The sequence below is a fragment of the Sedimentitalea sediminis genome (assembly GCF_042687825.1).
In the GTDB taxonomy this organism is placed as follows: Bacteria; Pseudomonadota; Alphaproteobacteria; order Rhodobacterales; family Rhodobacteraceae; genus Sedimentitalea.
The window spans coordinates 26,213-49,857 of record NZ_JBHUQE010000014.1 but is presented as its reverse complement, the minus strand read 5'-3'; the positions used below and the strand labels follow the sequence as shown (position 1 = coordinate 49,857).

33 protein-coding genes are annotated in these 23,645 nt (G+C 61.6%); 9 read left to right on the top strand and 24 right to left on the bottom strand.

Annotated features, from left to right (window positions below):
- Window positions 1-3 precede the first annotated feature (3 nt).
- From ACFMPD_RS12430 to ACFMPD_RS12340, 19 genes are all read right to left on the bottom strand, one after another.
- On the bottom strand, window positions 4-663 hold the full coding sequence (locus ACFMPD_RS12430; RefSeq protein WP_380994741.1) for a phage tail tape measure protein: 660 nt from the start codon (window positions 661-663) through the stop codon (window positions 4-6).
- On the bottom strand, window positions 656-859 hold the full coding sequence (locus ACFMPD_RS12425; RefSeq protein ID WP_380994739.1) for a rcc01693 family protein: 204 nt from the start codon (window positions 857-859) through the stop codon (window positions 656-658). The genes ACFMPD_RS12430 and ACFMPD_RS12425 overlap by 8 nt, the downstream gene beginning before the upstream one ends.
- The gene (locus ACFMPD_RS12420; protein WP_380994736.1) at window positions 856-1,176 is read right to left on the bottom strand and encodes a gene transfer agent family protein; all 321 of its coding nucleotides are present in this window, start codon (window positions 1,174-1,176) and stop codon (window positions 856-858) included. Before ACFMPD_RS12420 ends, ACFMPD_RS12425 begins: the two co-directional genes overlap by 4 nt.
- A gap of 4 nt (window positions 1,177-1,180) precedes the next feature.
- Window positions 1,181-1,594, bottom strand: coding sequence for a phage major tail protein, TP901-1 family (locus ACFMPD_RS12415; protein ID WP_380994733.1), 414 nt, complete (start codon window positions 1,592-1,594; stop codon window positions 1,181-1,183).
- A 24-nt stretch (window positions 1,595-1,618) separates the two neighbouring features.
- On the bottom strand, window positions 1,619-2,032 hold the full coding sequence (locus tag ACFMPD_RS12410) for a DUF3168 domain-containing protein (protein ID WP_380994730.1): 414 nt from the start codon (window positions 2,030-2,032) through the stop codon (window positions 1,619-1,621).
- Window positions 2,029-2,367 carry a head-tail adaptor protein gene (locus tag ACFMPD_RS12405; protein ID WP_380994728.1) on the bottom strand — a complete coding sequence of 113 codons (339 nt, stop codon included), beginning with the start codon at window positions 2,365-2,367 and terminating at the stop codon, window positions 2,029-2,031. Before ACFMPD_RS12405 ends, ACFMPD_RS12410 begins: the two co-directional genes overlap by 4 nt.
- Window positions 2,364-2,963, bottom strand: coding sequence for a head-tail connector protein (locus ACFMPD_RS12400; protein ID WP_380994726.1), 600 nt, complete (start codon window positions 2,961-2,963; stop codon window positions 2,364-2,366). The genes ACFMPD_RS12405 and ACFMPD_RS12400 overlap by 4 nt, the downstream gene beginning before the upstream one ends.
- A gap of 168 nt (window positions 2,964-3,131) precedes the next feature.
- Window positions 3,132-4,313 (bottom strand): phage major capsid protein, encoded by a 1,182-nt coding sequence (locus ACFMPD_RS12395; RefSeq protein ID WP_380994723.1) that lies wholly within the window; start codon window positions 4,311-4,313, stop codon window positions 3,132-3,134.
- 36 nt (window positions 4,314-4,349) lie between these two features.
- On the bottom strand, window positions 4,350-4,907 hold the full coding sequence (locus tag ACFMPD_RS12390) for an HK97 family phage prohead protease (protein ID WP_380994720.1): 558 nt from the start codon (window positions 4,905-4,907) through the stop codon (window positions 4,350-4,352).
- 35 nt (window positions 4,908-4,942) lie between these two features.
- Entirely contained in the window at window positions 4,943-5,170 is a 228-nt protein-coding gene (locus tag ACFMPD_RS12385) for a GTA head formation protein, RCAP_rcc01685 family (RefSeq protein WP_380994718.1), read from the bottom strand.
- Window positions 5,163-6,350, bottom strand: coding sequence for a phage portal protein (locus ACFMPD_RS12380; protein WP_380994715.1), 1,188 nt, complete (start codon window positions 6,348-6,350; stop codon window positions 5,163-5,165). Before ACFMPD_RS12380 ends, ACFMPD_RS12385 begins: the two co-directional genes overlap by 8 nt.
- Window positions 6,351-6,508: 158 nt before the next feature.
- Entirely contained in the window at window positions 6,509-7,801 is a 1,293-nt protein-coding gene (locus ACFMPD_RS12375; RefSeq protein ID WP_380994828.1) for a DNA-packaging protein, read from the bottom strand.
- Between the two features lies 1 nt (window position 7,802).
- The gene (locus ACFMPD_RS12370) at window positions 7,803-8,132 is read right to left on the bottom strand and encodes a hypothetical protein (RefSeq protein WP_380994712.1); all 330 of its coding nucleotides are present in this window, start codon (window positions 8,130-8,132) and stop codon (window positions 7,803-7,805) included.
- A gap of 238 nt (window positions 8,133-8,370) precedes the next feature.
- Window positions 8,371-9,525, bottom strand: coding sequence for an endolytic transglycosylase MltG (gene mltG / locus ACFMPD_RS12365; RefSeq protein ID WP_380994710.1), 1,155 nt, complete (start codon window positions 9,523-9,525; stop codon window positions 8,371-8,373).
- Window positions 9,525-10,790: a beta-ketoacyl-ACP synthase II gene (gene fabF, locus ACFMPD_RS12360; RefSeq protein ID WP_380994707.1), complete on the bottom strand. Its 1,266-nt coding sequence runs from the start codon at window positions 10,788-10,790 to the stop codon at window positions 9,525-9,527. The genes mltG and fabF overlap by 1 nt, the downstream gene beginning before the upstream one ends.
- A 124-nt stretch (window positions 10,791-10,914) precedes the next feature.
- Window positions 10,915-11,658 carry a 1-(5-phosphoribosyl)-5-[(5-phosphoribosylamino)methylideneamino]imidazole-4-carboxamide isomerase gene (locus ACFMPD_RS12355; protein WP_380994704.1) on the bottom strand — a complete coding sequence of 248 codons (744 nt, stop codon included), beginning with the start codon at window positions 11,656-11,658 and terminating at the stop codon, window positions 10,915-10,917.
- Between the two features lie 101 nt (window positions 11,659-11,759).
- The gene (locus ACFMPD_RS12350) at window positions 11,760-12,299 is read right to left on the bottom strand and encodes a GNAT family N-acetyltransferase (protein ID WP_380994701.1); all 540 of its coding nucleotides are present in this window, start codon (window positions 12,297-12,299) and stop codon (window positions 11,760-11,762) included.
- A gap of 140 nt (window positions 12,300-12,439) precedes the next feature.
- A complete protein-coding gene (locus ACFMPD_RS12345; RefSeq protein ID WP_005982462.1) occupies window positions 12,440-12,673 on the bottom strand; it encodes an acyl carrier protein in 234 nt (77 codons plus the stop codon).
- A 168-nt stretch (window positions 12,674-12,841) separates the two neighbouring features.
- A complete protein-coding gene (locus ACFMPD_RS12340; protein WP_380994698.1) occupies window positions 12,842-13,111 on the bottom strand; it encodes a hypothetical protein in 270 nt (89 codons plus the stop codon).
- Window positions 13,112-13,147: 36 nt separating this feature from the next.
- On the opposite strand from ACFMPD_RS12340, the gene ACFMPD_RS12335 reads away from it, so the two are divergent.
- A complete protein-coding gene (locus tag ACFMPD_RS12335; protein WP_380994695.1) occupies window positions 13,148-13,678 on the top strand; it encodes a DUF2726 domain-containing protein in 531 nt (176 codons plus the stop codon).
- Here ACFMPD_RS12335 and fabG read toward each other — a convergent pair.
- Window positions 13,646-14,383: a 3-oxoacyl-[acyl-carrier-protein] reductase gene (gene fabG, locus ACFMPD_RS12330; RefSeq protein WP_380994692.1), complete on the bottom strand. Its 738-nt coding sequence runs from the start codon at window positions 14,381-14,383 to the stop codon at window positions 13,646-13,648. The genes ACFMPD_RS12335 and fabG overlap by 33 nt on opposite strands.
- Before the next feature lie 75 nt (window positions 14,384-14,458).
- Window positions 14,459-15,397, bottom strand: coding sequence for an ACP S-malonyltransferase (gene fabD, locus ACFMPD_RS12325; protein WP_380994689.1), 939 nt, complete (start codon window positions 15,395-15,397; stop codon window positions 14,459-14,461).
- A 162-nt stretch (window positions 15,398-15,559) separates the two neighbouring features.
- Between fabD and ACFMPD_RS12320 the strand changes: the two genes are divergently transcribed.
- Window positions 15,560-16,786, top strand: coding sequence for a cytochrome b/b6 domain-containing protein (locus tag ACFMPD_RS12320; RefSeq protein ID WP_380994687.1), 1,227 nt, complete (start codon window positions 15,560-15,562; stop codon window positions 16,784-16,786).
- A 14-nt stretch (window positions 16,787-16,800) separates the two neighbouring features.
- On the opposite strand, the gene ACFMPD_RS12315 is transcribed toward ACFMPD_RS12320, so the two are convergent.
- Both ACFMPD_RS12315 and ACFMPD_RS12310 read right to left on the bottom strand, forming a co-directional pair.
- A complete protein-coding gene (locus tag ACFMPD_RS12315; RefSeq protein ID WP_380994684.1) occupies window positions 16,801-17,388 on the bottom strand; it encodes a YceI family protein in 588 nt (195 codons plus the stop codon).
- 212 nt (window positions 17,389-17,600) lie between these two features.
- The gene (locus ACFMPD_RS12310) at window positions 17,601-18,158 is read right to left on the bottom strand and encodes a hypothetical protein (protein ID WP_380994681.1); all 558 of its coding nucleotides are present in this window, start codon (window positions 18,156-18,158) and stop codon (window positions 17,601-17,603) included.
- A gap of 274 nt (window positions 18,159-18,432) precedes the next feature.
- Here ACFMPD_RS12310 and rpsF point away from each other — a divergent pair, with 274 nt between their 5' ends.
- From rpsF to rplI, 3 genes are read left to right on the top strand one after another with little or no spacing between them, the layout of a single operon-like run.
- Window positions 18,433-18,786, top strand: coding sequence for a 30S ribosomal protein S6 (rpsF, locus tag ACFMPD_RS12305; RefSeq protein WP_380994679.1), 354 nt, complete (start codon window positions 18,433-18,435; stop codon window positions 18,784-18,786).
- 29 nt (window positions 18,787-18,815) lie between these two features.
- A complete protein-coding gene (gene rpsR, locus ACFMPD_RS12300; RefSeq protein ID WP_005852865.1) occupies window positions 18,816-19,043 on the top strand; it encodes a 30S ribosomal protein S18 in 228 nt (75 codons plus the stop codon).
- A 12-nt stretch (window positions 19,044-19,055) separates the two neighbouring features.
- A complete protein-coding gene (gene rplI / locus ACFMPD_RS12295) occupies window positions 19,056-19,688 on the top strand; it encodes a 50S ribosomal protein L9 (RefSeq protein ID WP_380994671.1) in 633 nt (210 codons plus the stop codon).
- A 115-nt stretch (window positions 19,689-19,803) separates the two neighbouring features.
- On the opposite strand, the gene ACFMPD_RS12290 is transcribed toward rplI, so the two are convergent.
- Entirely contained in the window at window positions 19,804-20,412 is a 609-nt protein-coding gene (locus tag ACFMPD_RS12290; protein WP_380994668.1) for an isopropylmalate isomerase, read from the bottom strand.
- A gap of 332 nt (window positions 20,413-20,744) precedes the next feature.
- On the opposite strand from ACFMPD_RS12290, the gene ACFMPD_RS12285 reads away from it, so the two are divergent.
- The 4 genes from ACFMPD_RS12285 (at window position 20,745) to ACFMPD_RS12270 (ending at window position 23,579) form a co-directional block, all read left to right on the top strand.
- Window positions 20,745-21,239, top strand: a complete 495-nt coding sequence (locus tag ACFMPD_RS12285) for a transglycosylase SLT domain-containing protein (RefSeq protein WP_380994665.1) — start codon at window positions 20,745-20,747, stop codon at window positions 21,237-21,239.
- Window positions 21,240-21,520: 281 nt separating this feature from the next.
- Window positions 21,521-21,919: a helix-turn-helix domain-containing protein gene (locus ACFMPD_RS12280; protein ID WP_380994663.1), complete on the top strand. Its 399-nt coding sequence runs from the start codon at window positions 21,521-21,523 to the stop codon at window positions 21,917-21,919.
- A 37-nt stretch (window positions 21,920-21,956) separates the two neighbouring features.
- Window positions 21,957-22,658 carry a LuxR family transcriptional regulator gene (locus ACFMPD_RS12275; RefSeq protein WP_380994660.1) on the top strand — a complete coding sequence of 234 codons (702 nt, stop codon included), beginning with the start codon at window positions 21,957-21,959 and terminating at the stop codon, window positions 22,656-22,658.
- Between the two features lie 78 nt (window positions 22,659-22,736).
- Window positions 22,737-23,579, top strand: coding sequence for an acyl-homoserine-lactone synthase (locus ACFMPD_RS12270; RefSeq protein ID WP_380994657.1), 843 nt, complete (start codon window positions 22,737-22,739; stop codon window positions 23,577-23,579).
- Window positions 23,580-23,645: the final 66 nt, after the last annotated feature.

The following is a 23,645-nucleotide window of genomic DNA, read 5'->3' as shown; positions in this document are numbered from 1 at the left end:
AATTCAGCGGTTGCGGTTGCCGCGGCCCAATGCTCGGCTCATCTGGGCCGCAATCTGTCCCTGACTGCGGTTGAACCCCTGCACGTCCGGTGTGGTGATGTTCATCACGACATTAACAGCCTGCGCCCCCGCGCTGCGCACACCCAACTTTCCGTCTGCACCGCGGGCCAGTGGCATGATCGCCTCCGGTCCGGCCTCACCCATCAACCCGGTGCCGCCCCGCATCGGAAATGTCACCGGGCTGGACACCACTCCGCCATTGGCAAAGGGCATGACACGCCCCTGCGAGAAACTGCCACCATCGGCAAAGGGCAGTATGCCCTGGACCATCCCGTTGACGCCCTGCGCCAGCAAACCGCCAAAATGGTTCGCAACCGGTTTGATCGCAGCGTTGTAGGTGGTCTGGATCATCGATTTCGCCACGGTATCCAAGGCATCCGACAGTTTCATTCCGTCAAAGACAACGCCGTCGAACGCCCGCCGCAGCCCCTTGGACAAGCCACGTTCCAAGGTCGAGACATCCTTTCCAGTCGCTCCAAGGGACTCGCGCATGCGGCGCAGCTCGCTATCAAATCCCGCCGCCATGTTCGCCGCTGCGCCGAGGCTGTCCTCCAGCGCTTCCGCGCGGTCGTCCAAATCGGATATTCCGTCCCGATCAGTCATCGCACTCTCCTTGTTCCTTGTCCGGGTAGGCCGCCAACAAGGCGTCCAGCCCGGCCCGGGAAAGGGGCGCCTGCGCGCCACCCTGCCCCAACATCAAACGCAACTCCGCGGGGGTCAGCCGCCAGAAATCCTCTGGCCGCAACCGCAATCCCTGAATCCCGGCCCGCATCAGAGCCGGCCAGTCAAATCGCGTCATGTTTCACCCGGCAACATGAACGCCCGTGCCAGCAACTCGGCGGCCACACGTGCCGCCTTCATGGGTCCCCCCTCTATCTCGGCCCGCCCCAGTTCAGCGGCAGTAATGTCGACGCCACCGCCCCCTAGTCCCGCCAAGATCAAGGCCAGAACATCCCTGGTTGAAAACGTGCCGCTTTCGAACCGCTCCACCAGCTTCACCAGAGATGGCGCATCGAGCGCCTGTTCCAGTTCGGCCAATGCGCCCAACGTCAGCTTGAGCACCCGCCGCTCTCCATCGATGACCAAAGCCACCTCTCCCGTCCACGGATTGGCCATCGGATCAAAGTGCCGTAAAGCTCAGCGCTCCGGCGCTGGCCATGGACAATTCATAGGTCGCTTCGCCATCATGGTTTCCGGAATACTCAATGGCAGTGACCTGAAACGGACCTTCCACAATGCCGAAATCAGGAATGATCACCTGAAAACCCGGCATCTCTCCGTCAAAGAACAACTGGCGCGCCCGTTCGTCCGTACCCGCATCCTTGAAAACACCCGAGCCGGAGATCGACGCGCTTTTCACACCCGCGCCGGACAGCAACTCGCGCCAACCGCCCTGGCTCTCCAGGCTGGTCACATCCACGCTTTCCGCATTAAAGCTGACCCGCGTCGCGCGCAGCCCCGCGATGGTTTCGAACACGCCATTGCCGGTCATATCCACTTTGACCAAAAGGTCCTTGCCGTTCTGAGCACCCATATCGAGTCTCCTAAGATTGATTGCTTAACTGTCTTCCAGGCGCGCACGAAATCTCAGATCGATGCGCCGGATCCGTCCGGCCCTGCCGGTGCGCCTTGCGTTGGCGCGCTCAAACCACAGCCCCACCAGGCGACCGCGGCTCAGGGTCAGGTCCGCATCGACCAACGCATCGCTGATTGCCGCAGCCAACGACTTTGCCTTGCCAAATCCCGCCTCATCGGTGACCACCGAAACTACAAAGCGATGAACTGCACCGTGGCCGCTCGCATCCGACTTGTCGCGGACCGCCTCCGGTCCAAGCGAGACATAAAGCGGGGGAATGTTGCCCACCGGAGCTGCGTCATAGATCGCGTTTCCGACTTGCCCGCTGACGGTGGGATCGGTGCGCAAGCACTGAAACACCGCTGCTTGCAGTGCGCTTGCCATGCAATAGCTCATGCCACCAACTCCTCATCCGCAAAACATGTCAGAAATCGTCCGTCCCAATCGTGTTCAGCGACCGCCCGAATGCGAAACAGACGACTGCCATCGCGAAACCGCTGTTCCGGTCGTGGGCGTGCCGCCGACCCTTGCGGAGCTGCGCGAACAATGATGTCAAATGGAACCGACGCGACCGAGATCCCTGCTTCGGCGCGCTCCCGTCCGGTTTTCGGACGGACCTCCGCCCAAAGTTCACCCAGGCCGATCCAGTTCTCAGAGTAGCCCCCGGCATTATCCGGAACGCGCTGTGGCGCCTCCAGGACCAGCCTGCGATTCAAACGCGGCAAACTCATTGGCCGGCTCCGATCCCGACGCGCATCGCGCGGTATCGCTGTATCAGGCTGGTCACACCAAACGGCATGCAACCGTCGCTCAGAGTCGTCTCGTTGCGATACTCGTAGTAATGCGCGGCCAACAACAGAACCGCCTGCCCCAAATCAGCCGGCAGACTGCCCCAATCCATCGCAATACCGGCGGTGAACCCGATGCGCACCGCACCGCCGGTCTGGACCAGCGGCAAAAGGCTTCCGATGGGGCGCAGGCGCGGTCTCTGGCTGTCCGGCTCCAGCCGGAATTTTTCGTCCGGCAGAACCGTTTCCCTGTCCAGCGCGTCAATCAGCGTCACTCCGGTGATGTGTGTTACCGGTGCCACCGGCAGAACCTGGCCTGCCCGATCCCGCCAGCCTGTCAAGGACCAGGTGAAGTCGCGGGAAATCAGAATCTTGCCCGTGCGGGCTTCGATGGCCGCGATAGCAGCACGCAGAAAACCCCTCAGGACACTATCCTGCAGACTGTCTTCGCCGAACCCGGTTCCCATACGCAAATGCGCCTTGAACTCTGCCACCGGCAAAGCCGCATCGGACACGGTGGCCTCTTCAATCAACATCATCACTTCACTCCGCAAGCTCGGCCCCCTCCGGGCCAATTCATCCTGATTTGGTGGACACGCGCCGCCCCAAGTTGCTCGGACGGAGGGGAGCAGCTAGACAACAAGGAGGGTCTGTCCTGACGCGTGCCCACCACAGATCCGGTTGCCCGGCCCTGCATTCGGTGCCGCTTAGGCGACGCCGAATTTCAGCAGCTTGATTGCGGCAAAATCCGAAACATCGCCGCCGACGCGCTTGGTGGCATAGAACAGGACATGCGGCTTGGCGCTGAACGGATCCCGCAACACACGCAGATCAGGCCGCTCGGCAATGGTGTAACCGCTGTTGAAATCGCCAAAGGCAATGGCATAGGCGTCGCTCGCCGCATCGGGCATGTCCTCGGCGACCACGACCGGGTATCCCATAAGGCGCGCCGGCTCGCCGGCGGCCAGACCGTCGGACCAAAGGAAACGGCCATCCGCATCCTTCAGCTTGCGCACCAGCCCGGCGGTCTTCGAGTTCATCACGAAACTCGCATTGGCCCGGTACTGCGCCCCCAGCGCATAGACGACATCGACGATTGCGTCGCCGCCGCCGATATCCCCATCAATGCCGGTGGGCACGTAACCGATATTTCCCCAGGTCCAAACATCGTTGTCGACCTTGGCGTGATCCAGAATGCCACGCGGCTTGTCCTGACCGTTGCCATTGATGAATGCGGCCGCCTCGGCACGTGCGAACTTGTCAGCGATCCGGCCGGCCAGCCAGCCTTCGATGTCAAAGGCACTGTCATCCAGCAGACGCTGGCTTGCTTTGGGCAGGGCGCTCAGCTCGTGCAGCGGGATGGTGATACGGTCGATCTGCGGCGTATCGGTTTCCGACTGCGGGCCGGTTTCGGTCGCCCAGCCGGCACCGACATCGGTGTGGTCCACCAGCACGTCAAAGCTGGTCGCCTCGACATTCACAACCGATGCGATTGCCCGGATCGAAGCGGTCGAATGCAGCACCGACTGAACCGCATCAGAAGTCTGGGGATCCACGAGATAGCCGCCATCGCTGTTGACAGCGGTCGACATCGACTTTCCGGCCAGCTCCAGACCGCGCAAGCCTTCGTCTTCACCCGAACGCAGATAGGCATTGAAAGCCTTCTGGTGCGGTGCGCCCTCGTCGGTGGCAGCAGACAGATGCGGACGCGCCGCGATTTGAGATTTTCGATCCAGCATGGTCAGTCGCTCTTCCGTTTGTTGAAGTTTCTTTTCGATTTCATCTTGAAAGCCCTTGAATTCGCTCACGAAGCCGGTCATCGCCTGCTTCACCTCCTGAACCAGGGGCACACCATCGCCGGCCATGGCCGATCCGTCGGTCTTGTTCATCGGAACATCCTGTCTGTGGGTGAGAAAAAGGCGCGGTTATCGGCGCGCCAGCTCCAGCCGCGCACTCTCCAGTGTCGCCGCCAATTCACGCAAAGTGGCTTCCGCCGCCAGGCTGTCGCCCTTGGCCGCCACTCGCGCACTGGGCAGCATCGGAAAGGTCACCAAGGACACCTCCCAAAGCTCCAGTTCGGTCAAGAGCCGCTGGCCCTTGTCATTCTTGCTTGCCTTTTGTGTGCGATAGCCGATCGAAAGACCGTCGATGGCACCCGCCGCGATCAGGGCTGCGGCCTCACGCCCCTTTTGCGTGCTGTCCAACAACCGCCCCTTGACCCACAGGCCTTTGGCGTCTTCGCGCACCTCGTCCCAAACACCGATCGGTTGTGCCGGATCGTGCTGCCACAACATCTTGACCCGTTGGCCGCTCCGTTCCAGCCCTTTGATCGACACCGCATAGGCGCCCTCTTGCACTATATCGCCGCCCTGATCGGTCTCTCCGAACAGGCTGGCATAGCCTGAGATCACCGCGTCTTCGGTGACGCTCAGCCCGTCGCCAAACCTGGCGAACTTGTGCTCTAGCCCGGTGTCCGTTTCCATGACACACTCCTTGTTATCCGGTTTCTTTTCGCGTCTCAGGGCACGGCGACGACAAAGGATTGAACCGCCTGCCCCAGGATCACCGCCACGACGCCATAGACGGCCAGCCACAACCGGCGTTCCAGGCGTTCCATCATCTCTTCCAGCCGCCCCAACCGCTGCAAAAGATTGTCGTGGTGGATCTTGCTGACCTTTTCATGCGCCGCCAGCATCAGCCCCGGCCCGCATTCAAACGGTTCGAACTTGCTGCGCTTGTCATCCATCCGAACCGCCTTCGGGCAAGGCGGGCAGACCCAGCAATGCACGCTTCTCCGCCTCGGTCAGAAAGTCGGCGCCTTTCACACGGGACCATTGTGCATCCCGTTCCGCAGCCAGGGCCGGAACCTGATCCAAGTCCGGTTTCAACTCCACGTCTTCACCGCTGAACTGGGTCAGCCAGTCGCTCAGGACCGAGGCAACCCGGGTGGCCAGCGGCAGCACCGTCAGCCGATAAAAGGCGCGGTTCGCCTCCTGGTAATTGGCATAAGTCGCATCGCCCTGGATGCCGATCAGCATCGGCGGCACTCCAAAGGCCAGTGCGATCTCGCGTGCAGCCGATTCCTTGGTTTTCTGGAATTCCATGTCGCTGGGCGAGAACCCCATCGGCTTCCAATCCAGCCCGCCCTCCAGCACCATGGGCCGTCCCGCGTTGCGGGCTCCCTGATAATTCGCCTCGATTTCCTCGGACAGGCGCCGGAATTGGTCATCGGCCATCGAGCCATGCCCGTCCGAGCCGTTATAGACCAGCGCGCCACTTGGACGGGCCGCATTGTCCAGCAACGCCTTGGACCAGCGCGATGCACTGTTGTGCACGTCCACCGCCATCGCTGCCGCCTGCATCGGCGAAAACCCGTAGTGGTCATCCTGCGGGTGAAACGACTTGATGTGACAGATCGGCGAGACTTGGCCGGTGGCTTGGAACCGGTGCGCCTTGCCACCGACGCTGTATTCATAGGCGACAGGCCAGCCATCCGCACCGGGCAACACTTTCATCCGGTCCGACCGCAGGACATGCAGTTCCAGCGGCAGCTGACCTTCTCCCATGACCGCTTCGACATAGGCGTTGCCCGACAGCAGCAACTGGCCAAACAGCGACTCCATCAGTTCCGCGCGGCCCTGTGCCGTATTCGGTCGACGCATCAGGCTGAGAACAGGATGTACGTCATAGCGCTGGCTGCGATCCTGCAGGACCAGCGGCAGAGCCGCAGCCGCTTCGGCAATCAGCTTGACCGAGCGAAACCCGACCGGGTTACCAGCAAAGCCGGTGCGCGTCAGAGATGCCGTGTCCCGCGGACTCCAGGCAACCCGACCAGCATTGTGATAAGCGATCACGGGCCGCGTCGCGCTTGCCTTGGTCTCTGGCACCTCGGCCCCCGCGCCACGACGCAAGAAATCAAAAACCATATTTGACGCTCCTATTTGATCATCGCCGGGCGTCTGATCCGCGCCGACCGGTCCGTTGCGAACCTTTTGCCCGATGTTTGGTAAAATTCGAAAAAGCCACCGTACGGTGGTCCCGCAACACCCGCCGACAGCCAATCAGGCCGGGCGTGATGCTTGCATCAAAGGGTGCGAATGCGCGGGCGCCGATATTGCGCCGCCGGCGCGATCATCAACTCGTGCAGCGCCCAGACCAAAGCATCTGCGCGGTCCGGGCTGCCCGGTCCCTCATATCCCCGCGGTGTCATCAGACACATCTGCTCTTCCAGTTCGGCCAGCCCCCTGACGTGCCGCACCCGGCCCTGCTCGTACAGCGCCGCCACCGGTTCCGCCCGGGCGCTCTTGCCCCGCGATGCATGCACCGCCTTGAAAGGCACCAGAGGATCCACCTGGCGGATCACCTCTTCGACCAGTTGCCCGCCCTGGTTCACCTCGGCCACCAGCCGTTCGGCGCCATACCGGTCCATCGCCGCAATCGCGGCGCGTGCCCACCCCGTTGGCCCGACGCCCTGTACCGTATGATCTGCCAGCACATAGGCGCGCCAATCCTGCGGCGGCCCCTGGGTCTGAGCGCCGGCAACGATGATCCCGCATTCATCCGATCCCGTACCGGATGTCACCGCCGGGTCCAGCGCCACGATCACGCGATCCAGTGCGGGCACCGAGCCGATCCGTGCAGCCTGCACCATATCCGTGGTCCACAACGCCCCCTCGGCATCCGCCAACAACACACCATCCAGTTCCTGCCGCCCCAGCCGGGTGCCGGCATAGCGGCTGCGGACCTCTTCCAGAAAACTCGCGGCCAGATTCGCGCGATTGGCCTCGGTCGGTGCGTGGGTCACCACCGTCGACGAGGCACTCAGCAGTTCCTTCAAAACTCCGACATTGCGCGGCGTGGTGGTCACGCAGACCTGCGGCTTATCGCCCAGACGCAAGGCGAATTGCAGCATGTCCCAGGTCTCCCGGGCCCTTTTCCACTTGGCCAGTTCATCGACCCAGGCGGCATCGAATTGCGGCCCGCGCAGGCTTTCGGGGTCGCTGGCCGAAAACGCCTGCGCCTCGGCGCCATTGTCCCAGATCAGCTTGCGCTCGGTTGCCTTCCAGACAGGTTTTCGATCGGGGGGTGAACAGGCAAGAATACCACTGTCACCCTGAATCATAACGTCGCGCACCTGATCATAGGTTTCACCGACCAGTGCCACCCGCTTCATTTTGCCCGGATCCAGAGGGCGGGCGCCCTCGACCTGGCTGCGCACCCATTCCGCACCGGCCCGGGTCTTTCCCGCGCCCCGGCCACCCATGATCACCCAGGCGCGCCAGTTTCCTTCGGGCGGCAATTGATGTTCAAGCGCCCAGAACTCGAAAAGAAAAGGGAGGGCGCAAAGCCCTCCCTCCCCAAGTGTTTCCAGGAACAGGTCACGTATCGCGACAGGTTCTGAGGCGAGCCAATCGGCACCCGACCTCAACCCGAGCGGCGTTAAGGTCAAGAGCGTATCCGCCCCGGACGATTCCCGCTTGTTTTTGTTGCTGCTCGACAAGGCTAGTCTCCACCTTCTGGCAAGTTCCGATCAGCCTTTCGACTGCCGCAACCTGCTTGCTACCATCCAACAAATCTGTGTCCTCCCCGGCTTCAAGTTGCTTTCGCAGGTCTTCCGCCTGCTGGCGCAATCTTTGCAGCGACTCCTCGACCGACCGAAACAATTCGGCCGTCCGCAAGACGCGCTCCTCCGGGGTAATCAAAGTCATATTTGCTCATCTACCTCATGCGTTGAACATTTTCCGCACGAGAGAAACAGAAAACGGCCGACGGGACAGTATCCCGCGGCCGCTCGCCTACTTCTTCTAGCATGACACAACTTATACGCGAGACCGCTCGCTAAGTCAAGCGATTTCAGCGCCCATCAACTCCCTAACCGTACGGTATCATTAACAAAATGATAATTTCAACTATACCAGAGCGGCTTTGGCGCACTGCGCCCAGACCTCAGTTATTGGCTCGCCCAGCCTCGATCTCACGCCATTTCGCCACATTTCGATTGTGCTCCTGCAGCGAACTGGCAAAGGCATGACCGCCAGTGCCGTCCGCCACAAAAAACAGATAATCCGTATCCTCAGGAGCAACCGCCGCCTGCAGACTTTCCCTGCCCGGGTTGGCGATCGGAGTCGGCGGCAAACCGTTGATGACATAGGTATTCCACGGTGTCTGCCGGCGCAGCTCGCTCTGCCGCAGACCGCGCCCCAAAACGCCCTGCCCCTTAGTCAGCCCATAGATTACCGTCGGATCGGTCTGCAATTTCATGCCCTGATTCAGGCGGTTGATGAACACGCTGGCCACCTGCCGGCGTTCTTCGGGCACCCCAGTTTCCTTTTCGATGATCGAAGCCAAGATCAGCATCTCTTCGGGGTTGCTCAGCGGCAGGCCCGGCTGCCGGCTCTCCCATGCAGCCGCAATACGCAGATTCTGCGCCTCCTGCATTCGGGCCAGGACCGCATTTCGGTCCGCGCCTTCCGAAACTTCATAGCTGTCCGGCGCCAGCCGGCCCTCATCCGGGCGTGTGGCGATCTCACCGGTCAGCATCTCCATGGATTTCAGCGCCTCGACCACCTGCCAGCTGGTTACGCCCTCGGCCAGTGCGATCCGGTACCGTGTATCCGCCAAGGCGCGTTTTTCCTGATAGGCCACCGGCGCGCTGCCCGCTGCCGGATCAAAGGCCGCCACCTCGATGAACTGCTCGCTTTCCGGGTCCAACTCACGCACCTGCGCCTCGGTCCGGGTCACGCCCACACGATAGACGATCTCGGTGCCGCAAGTGCTGGCCCCCCCGCGCGTCACCTGCTCGACGATCTGTTCCATCGACGCGCCCGGCCTGATCAGGAAACTGCCTGCCTTCAACCGATCGCTTTTTTCGGAATAGTCCGCACCCAGTCGGAAAATGGTGGCATTCGTCACCGCATCCTGCGCTTCGAGCATATGGCTGACCTTGGTCATGTTCGAGCCACGCTCAACCCGCAGACAGATCGCCTGCTGCAAAGGCCCTGCTGCGGTGAACTGCGACTGGCCCCAAATCACGACCCCGACCAGCAGGAACAATCCCACGATCAGAAAGGTCAACATATTCGAGGCCAGACCGCGCCACATCAGCTGACTTTCCCGAAGATGACGCTGGCGTTTGTTCCGCCGAAACCGAACGAGTTGGACAGCGCCACGTTGATCTCGCGCTCACGTTTGGTGTTAGGGGCCAGATCCACCAAGGTTTCGACCGCCGGATTGTCCAGGTTGATGGTCGGCGGCGCCACCTGGTCGCGGATTGCCAAAATGCTGAAGATGGCTTCGATCGCGCCCGCCGCCCCCAACAGATGCCCGGTCATCGACTTGGACGAAGACATGGTCACCTTGCCCGCCGCATCTCCCATCATCCGCTCAACGGCGCCCAGTTCGATGGTGTCCGCCATCGTGCTGGTGCCATGCGCGTTGATATAGTCGATGTCCTTGGGTTCCAGTCCGGCATCGGCCAAGGCTGCCCGCATCGATCGTTCGCCGCCTTCACCGTTCTCGGACGGCGCGGTGATGTGATAGGCATCACCGGACAGACCATAGCCCAGAACCTCGGCATAGATCTTTGCCCCACGCGCCTTGGCGTGCTCGTATTCCTCCAGCACCACGACACCGGCACCCTCGCCCATGACGAACCCGTCGCGGTCGGTGTCATACGGGCGGCTCGCCGCCTTGGGGTCGTCGGCATATTTCGTGCTCAGCGCCTTGCAGGCATTGAAGCCGGCAATTCCGATTTCGCAGATCGCGGCCTCGGCGCCGCCGGCAACCATCACCTCGGCGTCGCCATGCTGAATCAATCGCGCGGCATCGCCGATGGCATGCGCCCCGGTCGAACAGGCGGTCACCACCGAATGGTTCGGGCCCTTAAAGCCAAACCGGATGCTGACCTGACCGGATATCAGGTTGATCAGGGCACCGGGAATAAAGAACGGCGACACGCGGCGCGGTCCCCTCTCTTTGATCATGACCGCGGTGTCGGCAATGGAACTCAGACCGCCAATGCCCGACCCGATCATGACCCCGGTCCGCAGCCGATCCTCTTCGCCTTCCGGTGTCCAGTTCGCGTCCTTGACGGCCATGTCGGCAGCGGCGATGCCGAAAAGAATGAAATCGTCAATCTTGCGCTGCTCTTTCGGCGCCAGCCATTCATCGGCGTTGAACGTGCCATCGCTGCCATCGCCCCGGGGCACTTCGCAGGCATAGGTGGTTGTAACCCCGCTCGCGGCGGCGTCGAATTGCCGGATCGGTCCGGCACCCGACTGCCCGTCCAGCAGAAGCGACCAGCTTTCTTCGACTCCACTGGCCAATGGCGTCACCAACCCCAGCCCCGTTACGACTACTCTGCGCATGAATTGCCCTCTTGCCAACATTCTGTTGCGCACCGCTCTTACCCCGCACCGGGGCATGGGGGCAAGAGCACCGAGCGCAAGGCATCAGCGCATTTTCGCAACCCGGCGGCCAGGTGGTTGGCCGCTATTGAAACTCTGCCACGGGTTCGGGCCCCGGCTGCGCGACGGCCAGAGCCTCGCCCAGATCCACCGCCTTGCGAAATAGCGCCCGCCCCACCAGCGCGCCGGAAATGTTTGGCACATAGGTCAGCCGCGCGATGTCGTCGATGCTGCGCACCACACCGCTGGCGATCACCTGCGATCTGGCATGCGCGGCCAGCCCGGCAATCAAGCCCAACTGGGCATCGACCTCATCCATGTCGCTGTCGATATCGGTGATGATGATGCCGGCGAAAGGCGTATCACCAAAGGCCGAAATAAAGCTGTCCGGCGTGAGAGCGCTGGATGTGCGCCAGCCCTCGGTCATAACCTGTCCGCGCCAGACATCCACCGCCAGAACGATCTGATCCGGATGATGCTCGGCCAGTTCGCGCACCAGCGCCGGGTTATGGGCCGCCATCGTGCCGATCACGATGCGGCCTGCGCCCTTGTCGATCCAGCGTTCGACCGACTCGCGGCTGCGAAATCCACCGCCCAGCTGCACCGGAATGCCCGCCGCCCGAATGATCTCTTCGACCAGCGCACTGTTCTCGTCGCGCCCTTCGACCGCATCGAAATCGGTCAGATGCATCCACTCGGCTCCGGCAACCGCGAAGCCATGTGCGGTTTCGACCGGATCGACGTGCCAGATGGTCGCCTCGTCCAGACGGCCCTTTTCCAGCGACACGCAGCGTCCGTGTTGAATTTCTATGGTCGGATAAATCATCATGACCTTGCCCCCCAATGATGGCCATATGCAGTCGGCGCACGATAGCACAAAACGGGGCCGCCCGTTCCTCTAATCCGTCACTGCCTGCATCATTTGCGGCGTCACAACCGCTGGGGCGGTCCATTGCGGCGCAGCAGGACCATCGATTCGCCGTTGGCGTCGATCCGCCGAATTTCTCGATAGCCGATATCCGCCGCCAGCCTCAGCGACGGCGTATTCTCGGGACTGACCTTTGCCACCAGCGGGCCGGGAATCACCCGATCGAACCAGTCATGCGCCGCCTTTGCCGCCTCGATGCCCAATCGCCGGCCCTGGGCCTCTGGGGCCAGGATCCAGCCGGCCTCGGGATAAGGGTCGAAATCCTCGCCCAGCGCCCGGTCGCCGAAAAAGAACCCGGTCTGCCCGACGATGCGGCGCGAACATTGTTCGACAATCGCCCATTGGCCGAACCCGGCCATGTGCCAGTGCCCGGCATTGCGCAGGAACGACTCCCAGGCCCGTCCCCGGCTCCAGGGCTGACCGCCGACATGGCGGACCACCTCGGGCGTCGCCCAGATTTCCGCGAACCTGTCGAAATCCTCGGGCCGCATCGCCCGCAAGGTTAGATGCGTTGTGTTGATGTTCGGAACTGCACGGATCATTGCGCCGCTTGTTGTCTGCCTGCCTCACTCGGATTCTGACAGCACAGCCCGGTCATGCGCAAGCATTTCCATGGCCGAAACGAAAAAAGCGGCGCTTCCGTGGCTAGAAGCGCCGCTTTTTCAATCGGTGGTACCCGCGTTCAGGAGGCTTCGGAGATGAATTTGACCGCGTCCCCAAAGGTCTGAATGGTTTCTGCCGCGTCGTCGGGAATTTCGATGCCGAACTCTTCTTCGAACGCCATCACCAGCTCGACCGTGTCCAGGCTGTCCGCACCCAGGTCATCGATGAACGAAGCGTTCTCGGTCACCTTGTCTTCTTCAACACCCAGATGTTCCACAACGATCTTCTTAACGCGGTCTGCGACGTCGCTCATGTTCATTCCTCATTCCATTGCGGGCGCTTGGCCCAAGTCTGCCCTAGCCCGCTTGGGGTGGGTTTGTTTCGCCCTCATCAGGCGGCTCGATCCCGGCTGTCCGGGTTTGGCAGTGCAAGGCCATTGTCCCACCCGCCAATCTGCGCCGCCTATAACATAGACTGACGATTAGGCAAATGCTTTCAGAAATGCGTCCGATATCATCGTCGCGCCGCAAGCCCGCCACCAAAATGCCGCCCTTTGGCGGTTTGTCTGTTTCCCAAGCCGCGCAATCCGTATCCTGTCAATCCCGGTGCCGTCATGAATGCTGTTCAGGCCAGCGAAACCGCCAAAGCTTCTGTTTTCTTTCTGCACCTGCATCAGGTTCAGGGGCTGCTGATCGCCTTGGCCATTGTGGTTCTTTTGTTTCTGGTCAGCCGTCTGGCCAAGCGGCCGCATGGCGTCGCTTTGCCGCGCCCTCCGGGTGTGCCAGCTATGCGCCGGCAGCCCCAAGCGGAATCGGCTGACAAGTTGATCGCGGCCGATCCTCTGCAGGCCATTGCCCGAGTCCGATTCGAGCGTATCCGACTTCTGAACCCGGCGGAGTCGCGCCTGTTGCCCATCATCGAACATGCGGCGCAAGCCGCCGACAGCGGCCTTCGGGTCACGACCCGGACCAGCCTGGGCGACATCATCGCCCCCCGGCACGGATGCGCCAGCAGCGATGATCGCCGGCATGCCTGCGCCACGATCAACTCCAGACAGCTGGATTTTGCGGTGTTCGATCGTTTTGGCCTGTGCGTCTGCGCAATCGACGTGCAACGCAGGGTGCACGCGATCAATCAGCCCCGGACCGATCAGCCCGCACGCGACGCCATCAAAACAGAAGCGCTGAGTCGCGCCGGTGTGCCGTTGATCGAGATCGCGCCGGACATCCAGGCCCCGCAATTGCAGCGCCAGCTGCAGCGCGTTCTAGCGCCGCAGCCGTCCGCGTCACAGCATCGCCATTCCGCCATTCAGGTGTAGCGTCGCCCCGGTGACATAGCCCGCCTCCGGACTGGACAGATAAAGGACCGCCGCAGCGATCTCGTCGGCGCCACCCATACGTCCGGCAGGCACCTGGTCCAGAATCGCAGTTTTCTGATCGTCCGTCAGCTTGTCGGTCATGGCGGTTTCGATGAACCCCGGTGCCACCGCGTTGGCTGTGATCCCGCGGCTGGCCACCTCATAGGCCAGACTCTTGGTCATACCGACCATGCCGGCCTTGGACGCGGCATAATTGGCCTGCCCCGGATTGCCGGTCGCGCCCACGACAGAACTGATATTCACGATCCGGCCCCAACGGGCCTTCATCATTCCCCGCATCACGCCCTTGCACAGTTTGAAGGTCGCGGTCAGATTGACATCGATCACGCTCTGCCAGTCCGCATCGGACATGCGCATGAACAGATTGTCCCGGGTGATGCCGGCGTTGTTGATCAGGATATCGACGCGCCCCATCGCTTCGGCGGCCTGTTTCGGCAACATCTCGACAGCAGCGGCATCGCTCAGGTTGCATGGCAGCACATGCGTCCGTTCGCCAAGTTCCGCGGCCAGCGCCTGCAGCGGCTCGACACGCGTTCCGGACAGGGCCACCGTCGCCCCCGCCCCATGCAGCGCGCGGGCAATCGCCGCGCCAATTCCGCCGGACGCACCGGTGATCAGCGCGGTCTTGTCGGTCAAATCAAACATGTGTGTTCCTCTTGCTTCCGGCACAGTTCGCGCGCAGCGAAACGATGCCGGCGGTTACTCTGTTCCTTCGGGCGTTCAGGCCAGCGTGGCAGCAACCGCCTTGGCGTCTTCGGCCGTGCCGACAGCCTTGCAGGCGATGCTGCGATCGATACGCCGCACCATGCCCGACAAGGCCTTACCGGCACCGATCTCCCAGATTTCCGTGACACCCTGTGCCGCCATGGCCTGAACGGATTCGCGCCAACGCACCGCTCCGGTGATCTGACGTACCAGCAGATCGCGGATCGCCTGCGGGTCCGAAACCGGTTCGGCCAACACATTTGCGATGACCGGCACGGCAGGCGTCTGGATGTCCACCGAGGCCAGCGCCTCGGCCATGACTTCGGCTGCCGGCTGCATCAACTTGCAGTGAAACGGAGCGCTGACCGGCAGCATCACCGCGCGTTTGGCCCCGCGGGTCTTGGCCAGATCGATCGCGCGCTCGACTGCCTTTTTATGGCCCGACACCACAACCTGCGCCGGGTCGTTGTCGTTTGCCGCCTCGCAGACCTCGCCCTGGGCTGCCTCCTGCGCGACCTCGCGCACGGCCGCCAGATCCAGCCCCAGCAGAGCCGCCATCGCGCCGACACCGACCGGTACGGCGCGTTGCATCGCTTCGCCCCGGGTGCGCAACAGACGCGCGGTGTCCGCCAGACTGAGCGCGCCCACCGCTGCCAACGCCGAATACTCGCCCAGCGAATGGCCAGCGACGAAATCCGCGGCACTGGTCTCCACGCCTTCGGCCTGCAGCGCCCGCATTGCCGCCAGCGAAGTCGCCATCAGAGCCGGCTGGGCATTCTGCGTCATCGTCAGAGTCTCGATATCCCCGTCCCAGATCAGTCCGCTCAAGCTCTCGCCCAGCGCCTCGTCCACCTCTTCGAACACCGCCCGCGCCGCCGGATAGGCCTGGGCCAGCGACTGCCCCATACCGATCGTCTGCGCACCCTGGCCAGGAAATACAAATGCTCTGCTCATCACGTGCCTCCGCTGCTTTATCCCCGGCATAGCCTGCGCCGACGCCTGTGGCAACGCCCGCCGGCCGCCCGGATCAACGTGCCGCGCACCTCCTGTGCGACACGCTGCGTTGAATGCCGCCAGATTTCCCCTATCCTCGGCCGGCACCCTGCGGAGTAGGCGATGAGACTCGGAAATTCACCGGCCCGATACGGGTTTGTCAGCAAGCTCTTTCACTGGCTGACAGCGCTGCTGATCGTGACCATCATTCCGCTGGGGATCACTGCCAATGGCATGGCCGAAGCGTTTCGCCAGGCCACGCCGGACAGCGCGGCGGATCTGACGCGCGCGGCCCTGCTGTTCTCGATGCACAAGACCCTCGGCCTGACCATATTCCTGACCGCCCTGGCCCGGATCGCCTGGACCATGAGCCAGACCAAGCCGCGGCCTCTGCATCCCGAGCGACGCATCGAACTGCTGGCCGCCGAAACCGTACATTGGCTGCTCTATGGCTCGCTGCTGCTGGTACCGCTGACCGGGTGGTTCAGTCATGCGGCCACCACCGGCTTTGCCCCGATCTGGTGGCCCTTCGGTCAAAACCTGCCCTTCATCCCCGTCGATCCTGTCCTGGCGTCGATCCTTTCCGGGCTGCATAAAGTGCTGGAATGGGTTCTGGTCGTGGCCCTGGCGCTGCACATCGCCGGCGCGCTGAAACATCATCTGATCGACCGTGACCAGACCCTGCTGCGCATGTGGTTCGGTCGCCGCGACCTGCCGCACCCACAGGCGCATCCACGCTCGGCCTTGCCCATTGTTCTGGCGGTGACGGTCTGGGCCATGGCACTCGGTGCCGGGCTTTTGAGCGGGGCGATCTCGGCGCATCGCGGTTCTGTCGCCACACCCGAGCCACTGGCCCAGCCGCGTTCCGATTGGCAGGTCGAACAGGGCAGCCTGACGCTGACCATCACCCAACTGGGCACGCCGGTCACCGGCGCCTTTGCCGACTGGACCGCCGCGATTGCCTATGCCGACCCCAGTGCGCCGGGAGTTGCCGGTCAGGTGCGGGTGGAGGTCTCGATTGCTTCGCTGACTCTGGGGTCGGTCACGGACCAGGCGCTGAGACCGGATTTCCTTGACCATGCGGCGCATCCCACGGCCACCTATTCTGCTGAAATCCAACGAACCGACACCGGCCACGTCGCCAACGGCATACTTACCTTACGCGGCATTTCGATGCCTGTTTTGCTGCCCTTTTCCCTGCAAATCCACGACGACGTCGCAACCATGTCTGGCCAGGTCGACCTGAACCGGCTGGACTATGGCATCGGTGCCGCGTTGGCCGATCAGAAAACTCTGGGCCAGACCGTGACGATCGCGGTCGAACTGGTGGCCAGACGCACCATCCCCTGACCCCCGAACCGGCTCTATTCCTCGGCCCGCAATTCCGAGTTGATCACGATCCGAATCTCATCCGAGCCCATCGGAACAAAGGCGCCCATTCCCCATTCCGAACGCTTGATCGTGGCCACCGCGGTCACCCCCAACCAGTTGCCGGCGAAATAGTCAAAGAACTTGCCGACCGGATGCTCGCCGACATTGTGCACCGTGACGTCAAACACCGCCGGTCGCGTCACATCCTTGATCGTCAGATCGCCCGTGACCTTCAACTTTTTCGGCCCCGTCTGCTGAAATGTGGTCGAGCTGAACGTGATGTTGGGATGGTTCTCCAGATCGAAAAAAGTCGAGCTCCAAAGATCGTGGTTGAAACGTTCAACGCCGGTTTCCATGCTGCTGACAGGTATGCTGAAAAACGCCTGAGACTCGGGCACCGCGTTCAGCGAAAAGGTCAGCGACCCATCGACCTGGGTGAATTCCAGAGACTGCTCGGAAAATCCGGCATGATCCCAATAGGCCCTGACCTCGGTATGCTCGGGATCTATCAACCAGGTTTCCGCGCTGCCGGTCGTGGTAAAGACAGCGAGCGCGGCGGCTGCGGCGATTTTGGGTATCATCTCAAATTTCCTCTGGTCAAACGGCGAACAGCAACTCGGTTCCCGCAGCACGGGCACCGGTTGCGCCAGATCAACGCAATGGATTGCACGTGGAACCCGCAGGGTATCCGCTTATTCGGATGGCAAACAGACATTCTGTCAACACAGATTGCATCAATTTCCGATCACGACCACTGCGCCGGGCGCCTGCCCCGCCCAGCCGGAGCTTCGCGTCAGCCGATTCCGCGATTTCGATGCGGCGCAAATGGCAGAAAGGCCGGCCACCGCCAGCCCGCCTCCCCCGATGCCGGGCGCGACAGCACCGACTTCCGTCCGTTCAAAAGCATATGCAGCGTGCAGCCCGGTGTTCGAAACTCGATCCGCAAACGCCTGCGCGATTTTTCGTGCGCGCGGGCCGCGACACCCACGGTCGCGAGCCGCCTGCTCATTTCGTCAATGCCCGGCGCAGGTTGCACCGCCATTGACCCCTTTTGGCGATAGCCCGTAGCCGGCAGCTGACGTTGTCCCGGATCGCGGCCACACGGACTGGTCAGCAGGACCGCACCGGCAAAAAAACAGACAATGCTGAGGCCCAGTTTGATCAGCAGAACCTCGCCTGCGCGCGGGGCCCCATCCAGCAGCCACATTCCGGCGGCACTTAGAAACAGAGCCACCCCGACGAACCGCAGAACAACGCGACGCAGATATGGGCTGTCGGCCCTCGTGAACCGGTCAGCCTGCCTGAAGGCCTGCGGCTTCACCGCAGTTGTGCCCGGTGGCCCATCGTCCATGTCATCTGCCCTTTCCAGGTCGCCGTATGTCTTCTCACGCCGTCAGGCTAGACGTAGAATGGTTACCAAAGCGTCAGGCCCGCCGGGCTCTGACACCTGCCATCGTGATCGCCATGCTGAACCTGCGGGCATGCGGCCTTGCTCCCCGGATCAAACCGTGTATATGAGGCCATCCTTTCGCAACCAACTGAACCGCGCAGTCTCTCGTGGCGGGGCCGCGAAAGGGATATGGCCCCACCTTTGAAATGCGCCTTGAAACAAGACAGGAGTCCACATGCCACTCTATGAGCATGTCATGATTGCGCGTCAGGATTTGTCCAACACGCAAGCCGAAGGCCTTATCGAACATTTTGGTGCCGTGCTGTCGGACAATGGCGGCAGCCTCGTCGATCACGAGTACTGGGGCGTCAAGACGATGGCCTACAAGATCAACAAGAACCGCAAGGGCCACTATGCCTTTCTGCGCACCGATGCTCCGGCACCGGCCGTGCAGGAAATGGAACGCCTGATGCGCTTGCATGACGACGTGATGCGGGTTCTGACCATCAAGGTCGACGCCCACAAAGAAGGTCCGTCGGTGCAGATGCAGAAACGCGACGAACGCGACGGTCGTCGCGACCGCCGTTGATCGTAAGCTTGAGAAAAGGACTGTAAATCATGGCAGCCAAACCGTTTTTCCGCCGCCGCAAAGTTTGCCCCTTCTCGGGCGACAACGCACCGGCCATCGACTACAAAGACACCCGCCTGCTGCAGCGCTATATCAGCGAACGCGGCAAGATCGTGCCCAGCCGGATCACCGCCGTCTCGGCGAAAAAGCAGCGTGAACTGGCCCGCGCCATCAAACGCGCCCGCTTCCTCGCCCTGCTGCCCTATGCCGTCAAGTAAGGAGAGTTTGACATGCAAGTGATCCTTTTGGAACGCGTGGCCAAGCTGGGCCAGATGGGCGACGTCGTCGACGTAAAGTCCGGCTATGCGCGCAATTTCCTGCTGCCGCAGGGCAAGGCGCTGTCCGCGTCCGACGCCAATATCGCCAATTTCGAGGCGCAGAAAGCGCAGCTGGAAGCGCGCAATCTGGAGACCCGCAAAGAGGCCGAGGCCCTGGCCGAAAAGCTGGACGGCCAGCAGTTCGTCGTGATTCGCTCGGCATCCGATGCCGGCTCGCTCTATGGGTCGGTCACACCGCGCGACATCGCCGATGTGGCTACCGAAGACGGGTTCTCGGTCGACCGCAAACAGGTTGTCCTGACCGCGCCGATCAAGGAACTGGGCCTGCACAAGGTTACGGTGGTCCTGCACCCCGAGGTTGACGCGGAAATCGCGATCAACGTCGCCCGTTCGGTCGAAGAGGCCGAACTGCAAGCCTCTGGCAAGTCGATCCAGGAACTGGCCGCCGAAGAAGAGGCCGCCGCCGAGTTCGAGATCGCGGAACTGTTCGACGATATCGGCAGCGCCGCGTCCGAAGACGTCGACCTTGCCGAAACCGCTCCGGCCACGGACAGCGCGGCCGAAGAGGACGAAAACCGGGCCTGATCGCACAAAGTTCAATGCGAAATCACCGCGCAAGGCCCGGCCTTGCGCGGTTTTTTTTTGCCTCAGTTCCGCCGGTTTCTGGCGGTACGCAAGGGTACTTCCCACGACCGGACGGTCACTCATCGTACCGCGCCGCGTTTGGTTTGCGCTCAGGATCCGGCCTGCGCCGCCGCGTCAACAGCCATATTGAATTGGCACAAATCAATGCGATGCCGCCCAATTCCAGCAGGGTCGTCAGCCCCCCCTTGTGCAGAACCAGGCCGACGAATCGTTCGAGATGATGGATGCCATAGGCCCGGACGGCGACAAAGCCCATGAGGCAGAATACCCCCAGGAGCGCCGGCCAGACCAGAGACAGATGCGCGCGCATCCCGCGCAGCAGAATCCCCCCGACCAGTATGCAAATCAGCACCAGCGCCAGAACCGCAAAGACCTGCAGCCATTGCCGCGCCTCGTACCAGCCCCGTTCCTGCAGAAAACATCGCGCCAGCCCCGTCAACGCCGATTGCAGGTCCAGTTGCTTGTTGATCATCAGCGCCGCCAGAACCGCTGCCAGCCCCTGTCCCAGCCGCCGCAGATGTCTCTGCGGTTGCCGCCCAAAGGCCAGCAGACACAGCGCACATGCCAGCCCATAGGCAGCAACCGTTAGCCATCCGCCGAGACCGGGATCGCCCACATGCGGCGACCATTGCGAGAACAGGCAATCGGTCCAGTTCTGCGTCACGCAACCGGACCCCGCAATATGCGCGTCAATCTGCTGATTGGCGCGATGCCGCGAGTGCCTGAATGCCGCGCATCCTGCTCCGTTTGCTCCAAAACCATGCGCCCGGGGCTCCTGCGTAACTTGGCCAGGCGGCAGCGCAGCCGCCCGGGCGACGATCCGACATTGTGGCGCGGACCGCAAACGCTGTATCGCAACGACTTCCACCTGCGACGACGCGCGGACTGCGGGACTGGCGGCCTATCGCTCATCCAGCAGACGCGGCGTTGCTCGGTGTTGTTTTGCGCCATTCCCGCATTATCTTGTCCGGATTGCGACATAGAAAGAGACGAGCAATGTCATCACTGACCCGTCGGCGCGCATTGGCCCTGCTTGCGCTTGGTTTTGCCACATCCGCCTGCGGCGCGCCCGCCGACAAGCCCGTCCGGGCCCAACCTACGCCGCCTCTTTACGCCAATGAAACACCCGAGTTGCGGCGTTTGATCAACAAATACGGCGATCTCTACGAAATCCCCCGCTCACTGGTTCACCGTTTGGCCGTGCGCGAAAGCACGCACCGCCCGTGGGCGATCAACCGGCCCTACTATGGGCTGCTGCAAATTCTGCCCGCGACGGCCCGGTCCATGGGTTTTGAGGGACAGCCAAAGGACCTGCTGGATGCGGAAATCAACCTGAAATATGCCGGAAAATACCTGCGTGGTGCCTGGCTGCTGGCGGATGGCAGCCAGGATGCCGCGATCAAGCATTATTCACGCGGATACTGGAAAGAAGCGAAACGGCGCGGCATGCTGGAAGAAACCGGACTGGTGCAACCGATCGAAATCAAATAGCCAGGTCCGGCAAACGGCCGGCATCGCATCAACCAGCCTCGGGCAAGCCAGGAAATTGCGCAGAGGGAACGGCCGGGGTTGATTCAAATTTTCAACGCCCCGTTGAACCCGGCATGGCGCCGACAATCGGAAATTCATTGCCTGCAAGCGCGATCTGGTGCAAAGTGGCTAAACTTGAAAACGTGAACTTTGTGAGCTGCGCAAGCCGGAACGCCAAGTTTATTGGGGCATGTGGAGACTGCAGTTTCAATATTCCCAAGGTCGGGGGACAGAGGACTGATATGAACACGGTAGATATTCTCGTCGGAAAACGAATCCGCGCCTGTCGGCGCTCGCTGGGCATCAGCCAGACTGAACTGGGCGATGCCATCGGGGTCAGATTTCAGCAGGTACAGAAATACGAAACCGGCGCCAACCGTGTCAGCGCCTCGCGGTTGTGGTCGATCGCCGACGTTCTGGGGGTGGATGTCACGCAGTTCTTTGACGGCATAAAACCGGACAAGCTGGGCGGCTCAGGCAAGGACGCGACACCGCAAGACAACATGTCCTTTCTCTCGGACCCCGAAAAACTGGAATTGATTGAACTTTATGCGGCCCTGCCCGAGGGACAGAAAAAGGCGGTTCTCGCCTTTATCCGGTCCATGGCGAACACCGAAACCAAGGTGAAGGTGACCACCTAGCCGCGGCGTAACCGCGCCGGGTGTCGAGGACAACAATGTGAAACTGATCGATCTGAGTTCAGTGCAGGACGTCGACCAGCACGCGGATGTATTCCTGGACGATCTGTGCCAGATGCTCGGTTTTGACTATGCGTCCTATGCTTCGGCGAATCCGGTCAACGGCGATGTACGCGGCTATGCCAACTACCCCGAAGAATGGAAACTGCACTATACCAAGCGCGGCTTTCATCATGTCGATCCGACTCTGTACAAATCCGCCAAGAGCATCGCACCGGTGGATTGGAGCCGTTTCGACCATGACGGAAAATTCACCAAGGTCTTTCGCGACGCCCATGATTTCGGGATAAGCGACCGCGGCATGACGGTGCCGATCCGCGGCCCTTATGGCGAATGCGGACTACTCAGCGTCACCCGAAACTGCTCTACGGTCGAATGGGAAAAACAGAAAAAGGTCGTCATGGGCGATCTTCAGGTCTCGGCCGTTCACATCCATGACAATGTCATGCAGACGGGAGTGCTGGCCCGCGCCCTTTCCATGCCGGCCCTATCGTCGCGGGAAATCGAAATCCTGCAATGGGTCGCGGTGGGTAAATCCCAGCAGGATATTGGCGACATTCTTTCCATCTCGCACCGGACCGTCGAGGTGCATCTGCGCTCGGGCCGCGAGAAGTTGGGGGCGCTGTCGACCGCTCAGGCTGTCGGGCGCGCGGTTGGGTTGAATCTGATTTTGCCCGGCTAAACCCAGACGGCCCCGACATACGGGAATTCCCCAATAGATCGAATTTTCCACATATGTAACTTAAAACGTGGAAAGACGATGGGGAACGGAATGATAATCACAATTGACTCACTGAACAGACAGAAATTCTCTACTGTTCTCAATGACATGTACCGGCTGCGCGCGCGGGTATTTCAAGACCGGCTTGGCTGGGAAGTCGATGTTCGGGACGGCATGGAGATCGACGATTTCGACAATCTCGATCCAACGCATATCGTCAGCATCGATGATGACGGGGATGTTGTCGGGTGCATGCGCCTGTTGCAGACCACTGGTCCGCACATGCTGGCAGATGTGTTTTACAATCTGCTGGATGGCGAACCGCCGCTGCGCAGCGCGCAGATCTGGGAAGCCACGCGATTTTGCGTCGACACCGTCAAGCTGTCGGGCGGGAAAACCCGAAACTCGATCTCTTATGTTACTAGCGAAGTCATGATCGGGGCTTTTGAATACGCGAAAAACGCCGGCGTCCTGGACGCGGTCGCGGTCATCGACCCGGTGATGAACCGGGTCTTGAAACGCTCCGGAAATGCGCCCTATGACTATCTTGGCAGCGCCAAGCCGATGGGCAAGGTCACGGCCATGGCGGCCTTGATGGATTGCTCGGACGAGAGAATTGCCAGCATTCGCGAATTTTCAGGCATCAAGCACGACGTCTTTGCGACCGAACAGGAATGCCTGGATCGAATCGCCGAACGCGAGTTGGCAAAAAAACGAAAAACGCCGCGCAAGCGCGACAGCGGCGAATTGCGTGACTACTTTGCTCAGCAATTGCGTGACGCAGACAACGACGAAGAAGTCGCGGCCGTCCAACGCCTGATCCAGGCGGTCGGCAACCAACTGCCGCCGGACTCGCTGCAATCCTTACGCCGAACCGGCTGACAACGACCAAGGCACGACACCACTCACAACTACCAAACCACCCTCACCCTCAAAAGCAGAGAGCCG

Coding starts and splice junctions, on each gene's coding strand:
- ACFMPD_RS12380 (WP_380994715.1), bottom strand. CDS start 6,350: ATGGTTTTTGATTTCTTGCGTCGTGGCGCGGGGGCCGAGGTGCCAGAG.
- ACFMPD_RS12400 (WP_380994726.1), bottom strand. CDS start 2,963: ATGATGTTGATTGAAGAGGCCACCGTGTCCGATGCGGCTTTGCCGGTG.
- ACFMPD_RS12405 (WP_380994728.1), bottom strand. CDS start 2,367: ATGAGTTTGCCGCGTTTGAATCGCAGGCTGGTCCTGGAGGCGCCACAG.
- ACFMPD_RS12430 (WP_380994741.1), bottom strand. CDS start 663: ATGACTGATCGGGACGGAATATCCGATTTGGACGACCGCGCGGAAGCG.
- ACFMPD_RS12270 (WP_380994657.1), top strand. CDS start 22,737: ATGGGGAACGGAATGATAATCACAATTGACTCACTGAACAGACAGAAA.
- ACFMPD_RS12385 (WP_380994718.1), bottom strand. CDS start 5,170: ATGGATGACAAGCGCAGCAAGTTCGAACCGTTTGAATGCGGGCCGGGG.
- fabG (WP_380994692.1), bottom strand. CDS start 14,383: ATGTTTGATTTGACCGACAAGACCGCGCTGATCACCGGTGCGTCCGGC.
- ACFMPD_RS12415 (WP_380994733.1), bottom strand. CDS start 1,594: ATGGGTGCTCAGAACGGCAAGGACCTTTTGGTCAAAGTGGATATGACC.
- ACFMPD_RS12350 (WP_380994701.1), bottom strand. CDS start 12,299: ATGATCCGTGCAGTTCCGAACATCAACACAACGCATCTAACCTTGCGG.
- ACFMPD_RS12280 (WP_380994663.1), top strand. CDS start 21,521: ATGAACACGGTAGATATTCTCGTCGGAAAACGAATCCGCGCCTGTCGG.
- ACFMPD_RS12310 (WP_380994681.1), bottom strand. CDS start 18,158: ATGGACGATGGGCCACCGGGCACAACTGCGGTGAAGCCGCAGGCCTTC.
- rpsF (WP_380994679.1), top strand. CDS start 18,433: ATGCCACTCTATGAGCATGTCATGATTGCGCGTCAGGATTTGTCCAAC.
- mltG (WP_380994710.1), bottom strand. CDS start 9,525: ATGTGGCGCGGTCTGGCCTCGAATATGTTGACCTTTCTGATCGTGGGA.
- ACFMPD_RS12410 (WP_380994730.1), bottom strand. CDS start 2,032: ATGAGCTATTGCATGGCAAGCGCACTGCAAGCAGCGGTGTTTCAGTGC.
- ACFMPD_RS12285 (WP_380994665.1), top strand. CDS start 20,745: ATGTCATCACTGACCCGTCGGCGCGCATTGGCCCTGCTTGCGCTTGGT.
- ACFMPD_RS12390 (WP_380994720.1), bottom strand. CDS start 4,907: ATGGAAACGGACACCGGGCTAGAGCACAAGTTCGCCAGGTTTGGCGAC.
- ACFMPD_RS12320 (WP_380994687.1), top strand. CDS start 15,560: ATGAGACTCGGAAATTCACCGGCCCGATACGGGTTTGTCAGCAAGCTC.
- rpsR (WP_005852865.1), top strand. CDS start 18,816: ATGGCAGCCAAACCGTTTTTCCGCCGCCGCAAAGTTTGCCCCTTCTCG.
- ACFMPD_RS12420 (WP_380994736.1), bottom strand. CDS start 1,176: ATGGCCAATCCGTGGACGGGAGAGGTGGCTTTGGTCATCGATGGAGAG.
- ACFMPD_RS12335 (WP_380994695.1), top strand. CDS start 13,148: ATGCGCCGGCAGCCCCAAGCGGAATCGGCTGACAAGTTGATCGCGGCC.
- rplI (WP_380994671.1), top strand. CDS start 19,056: ATGCAAGTGATCCTTTTGGAACGCGTGGCCAAGCTGGGCCAGATGGGC.
- ACFMPD_RS12345 (WP_005982462.1), bottom strand. CDS start 12,673: ATGAGCGACGTCGCAGACCGCGTTAAGAAGATCGTTGTGGAACATCTG.
- ACFMPD_RS12315 (WP_380994684.1), bottom strand. CDS start 17,388: ATGATACCCAAAATCGCCGCAGCCGCCGCGCTCGCTGTCTTTACCACG.
- fabF (WP_380994707.1), bottom strand. CDS start 10,790: ATGCGCAGAGTAGTCGTAACGGGGCTGGGGTTGGTGACGCCATTGGCC.
- ACFMPD_RS12370 (WP_380994712.1), bottom strand. CDS start 8,132: ATGACTTTGATTACCCCGGAGGAGCGCGTCTTGCGGACGGCCGAATTG.
- ACFMPD_RS12425 (WP_380994739.1), bottom strand. CDS start 859: ATGACGCGATTTGACTGGCCGGCTCTGATGCGGGCCGGGATTCAGGGA.
- ACFMPD_RS12395 (WP_380994723.1), bottom strand. CDS start 4,313: ATGAACAAGACCGACGGATCGGCCATGGCCGGCGATGGTGTGCCCCTG.
- ACFMPD_RS12340 (WP_380994698.1), bottom strand. CDS start 13,111: ATGCGGCCGCTTGGCCAGACGGCTGACCAGAAACAAAAGAACCACAAT.
- fabD (WP_380994689.1), bottom strand. CDS start 15,397: ATGAGCAGAGCATTTGTATTTCCTGGCCAGGGTGCGCAGACGATCGGT.
- ACFMPD_RS12355 (WP_380994704.1), bottom strand. CDS start 11,658: ATGATGATTTATCCGACCATAGAAATTCAACACGGACGCTGCGTGTCG.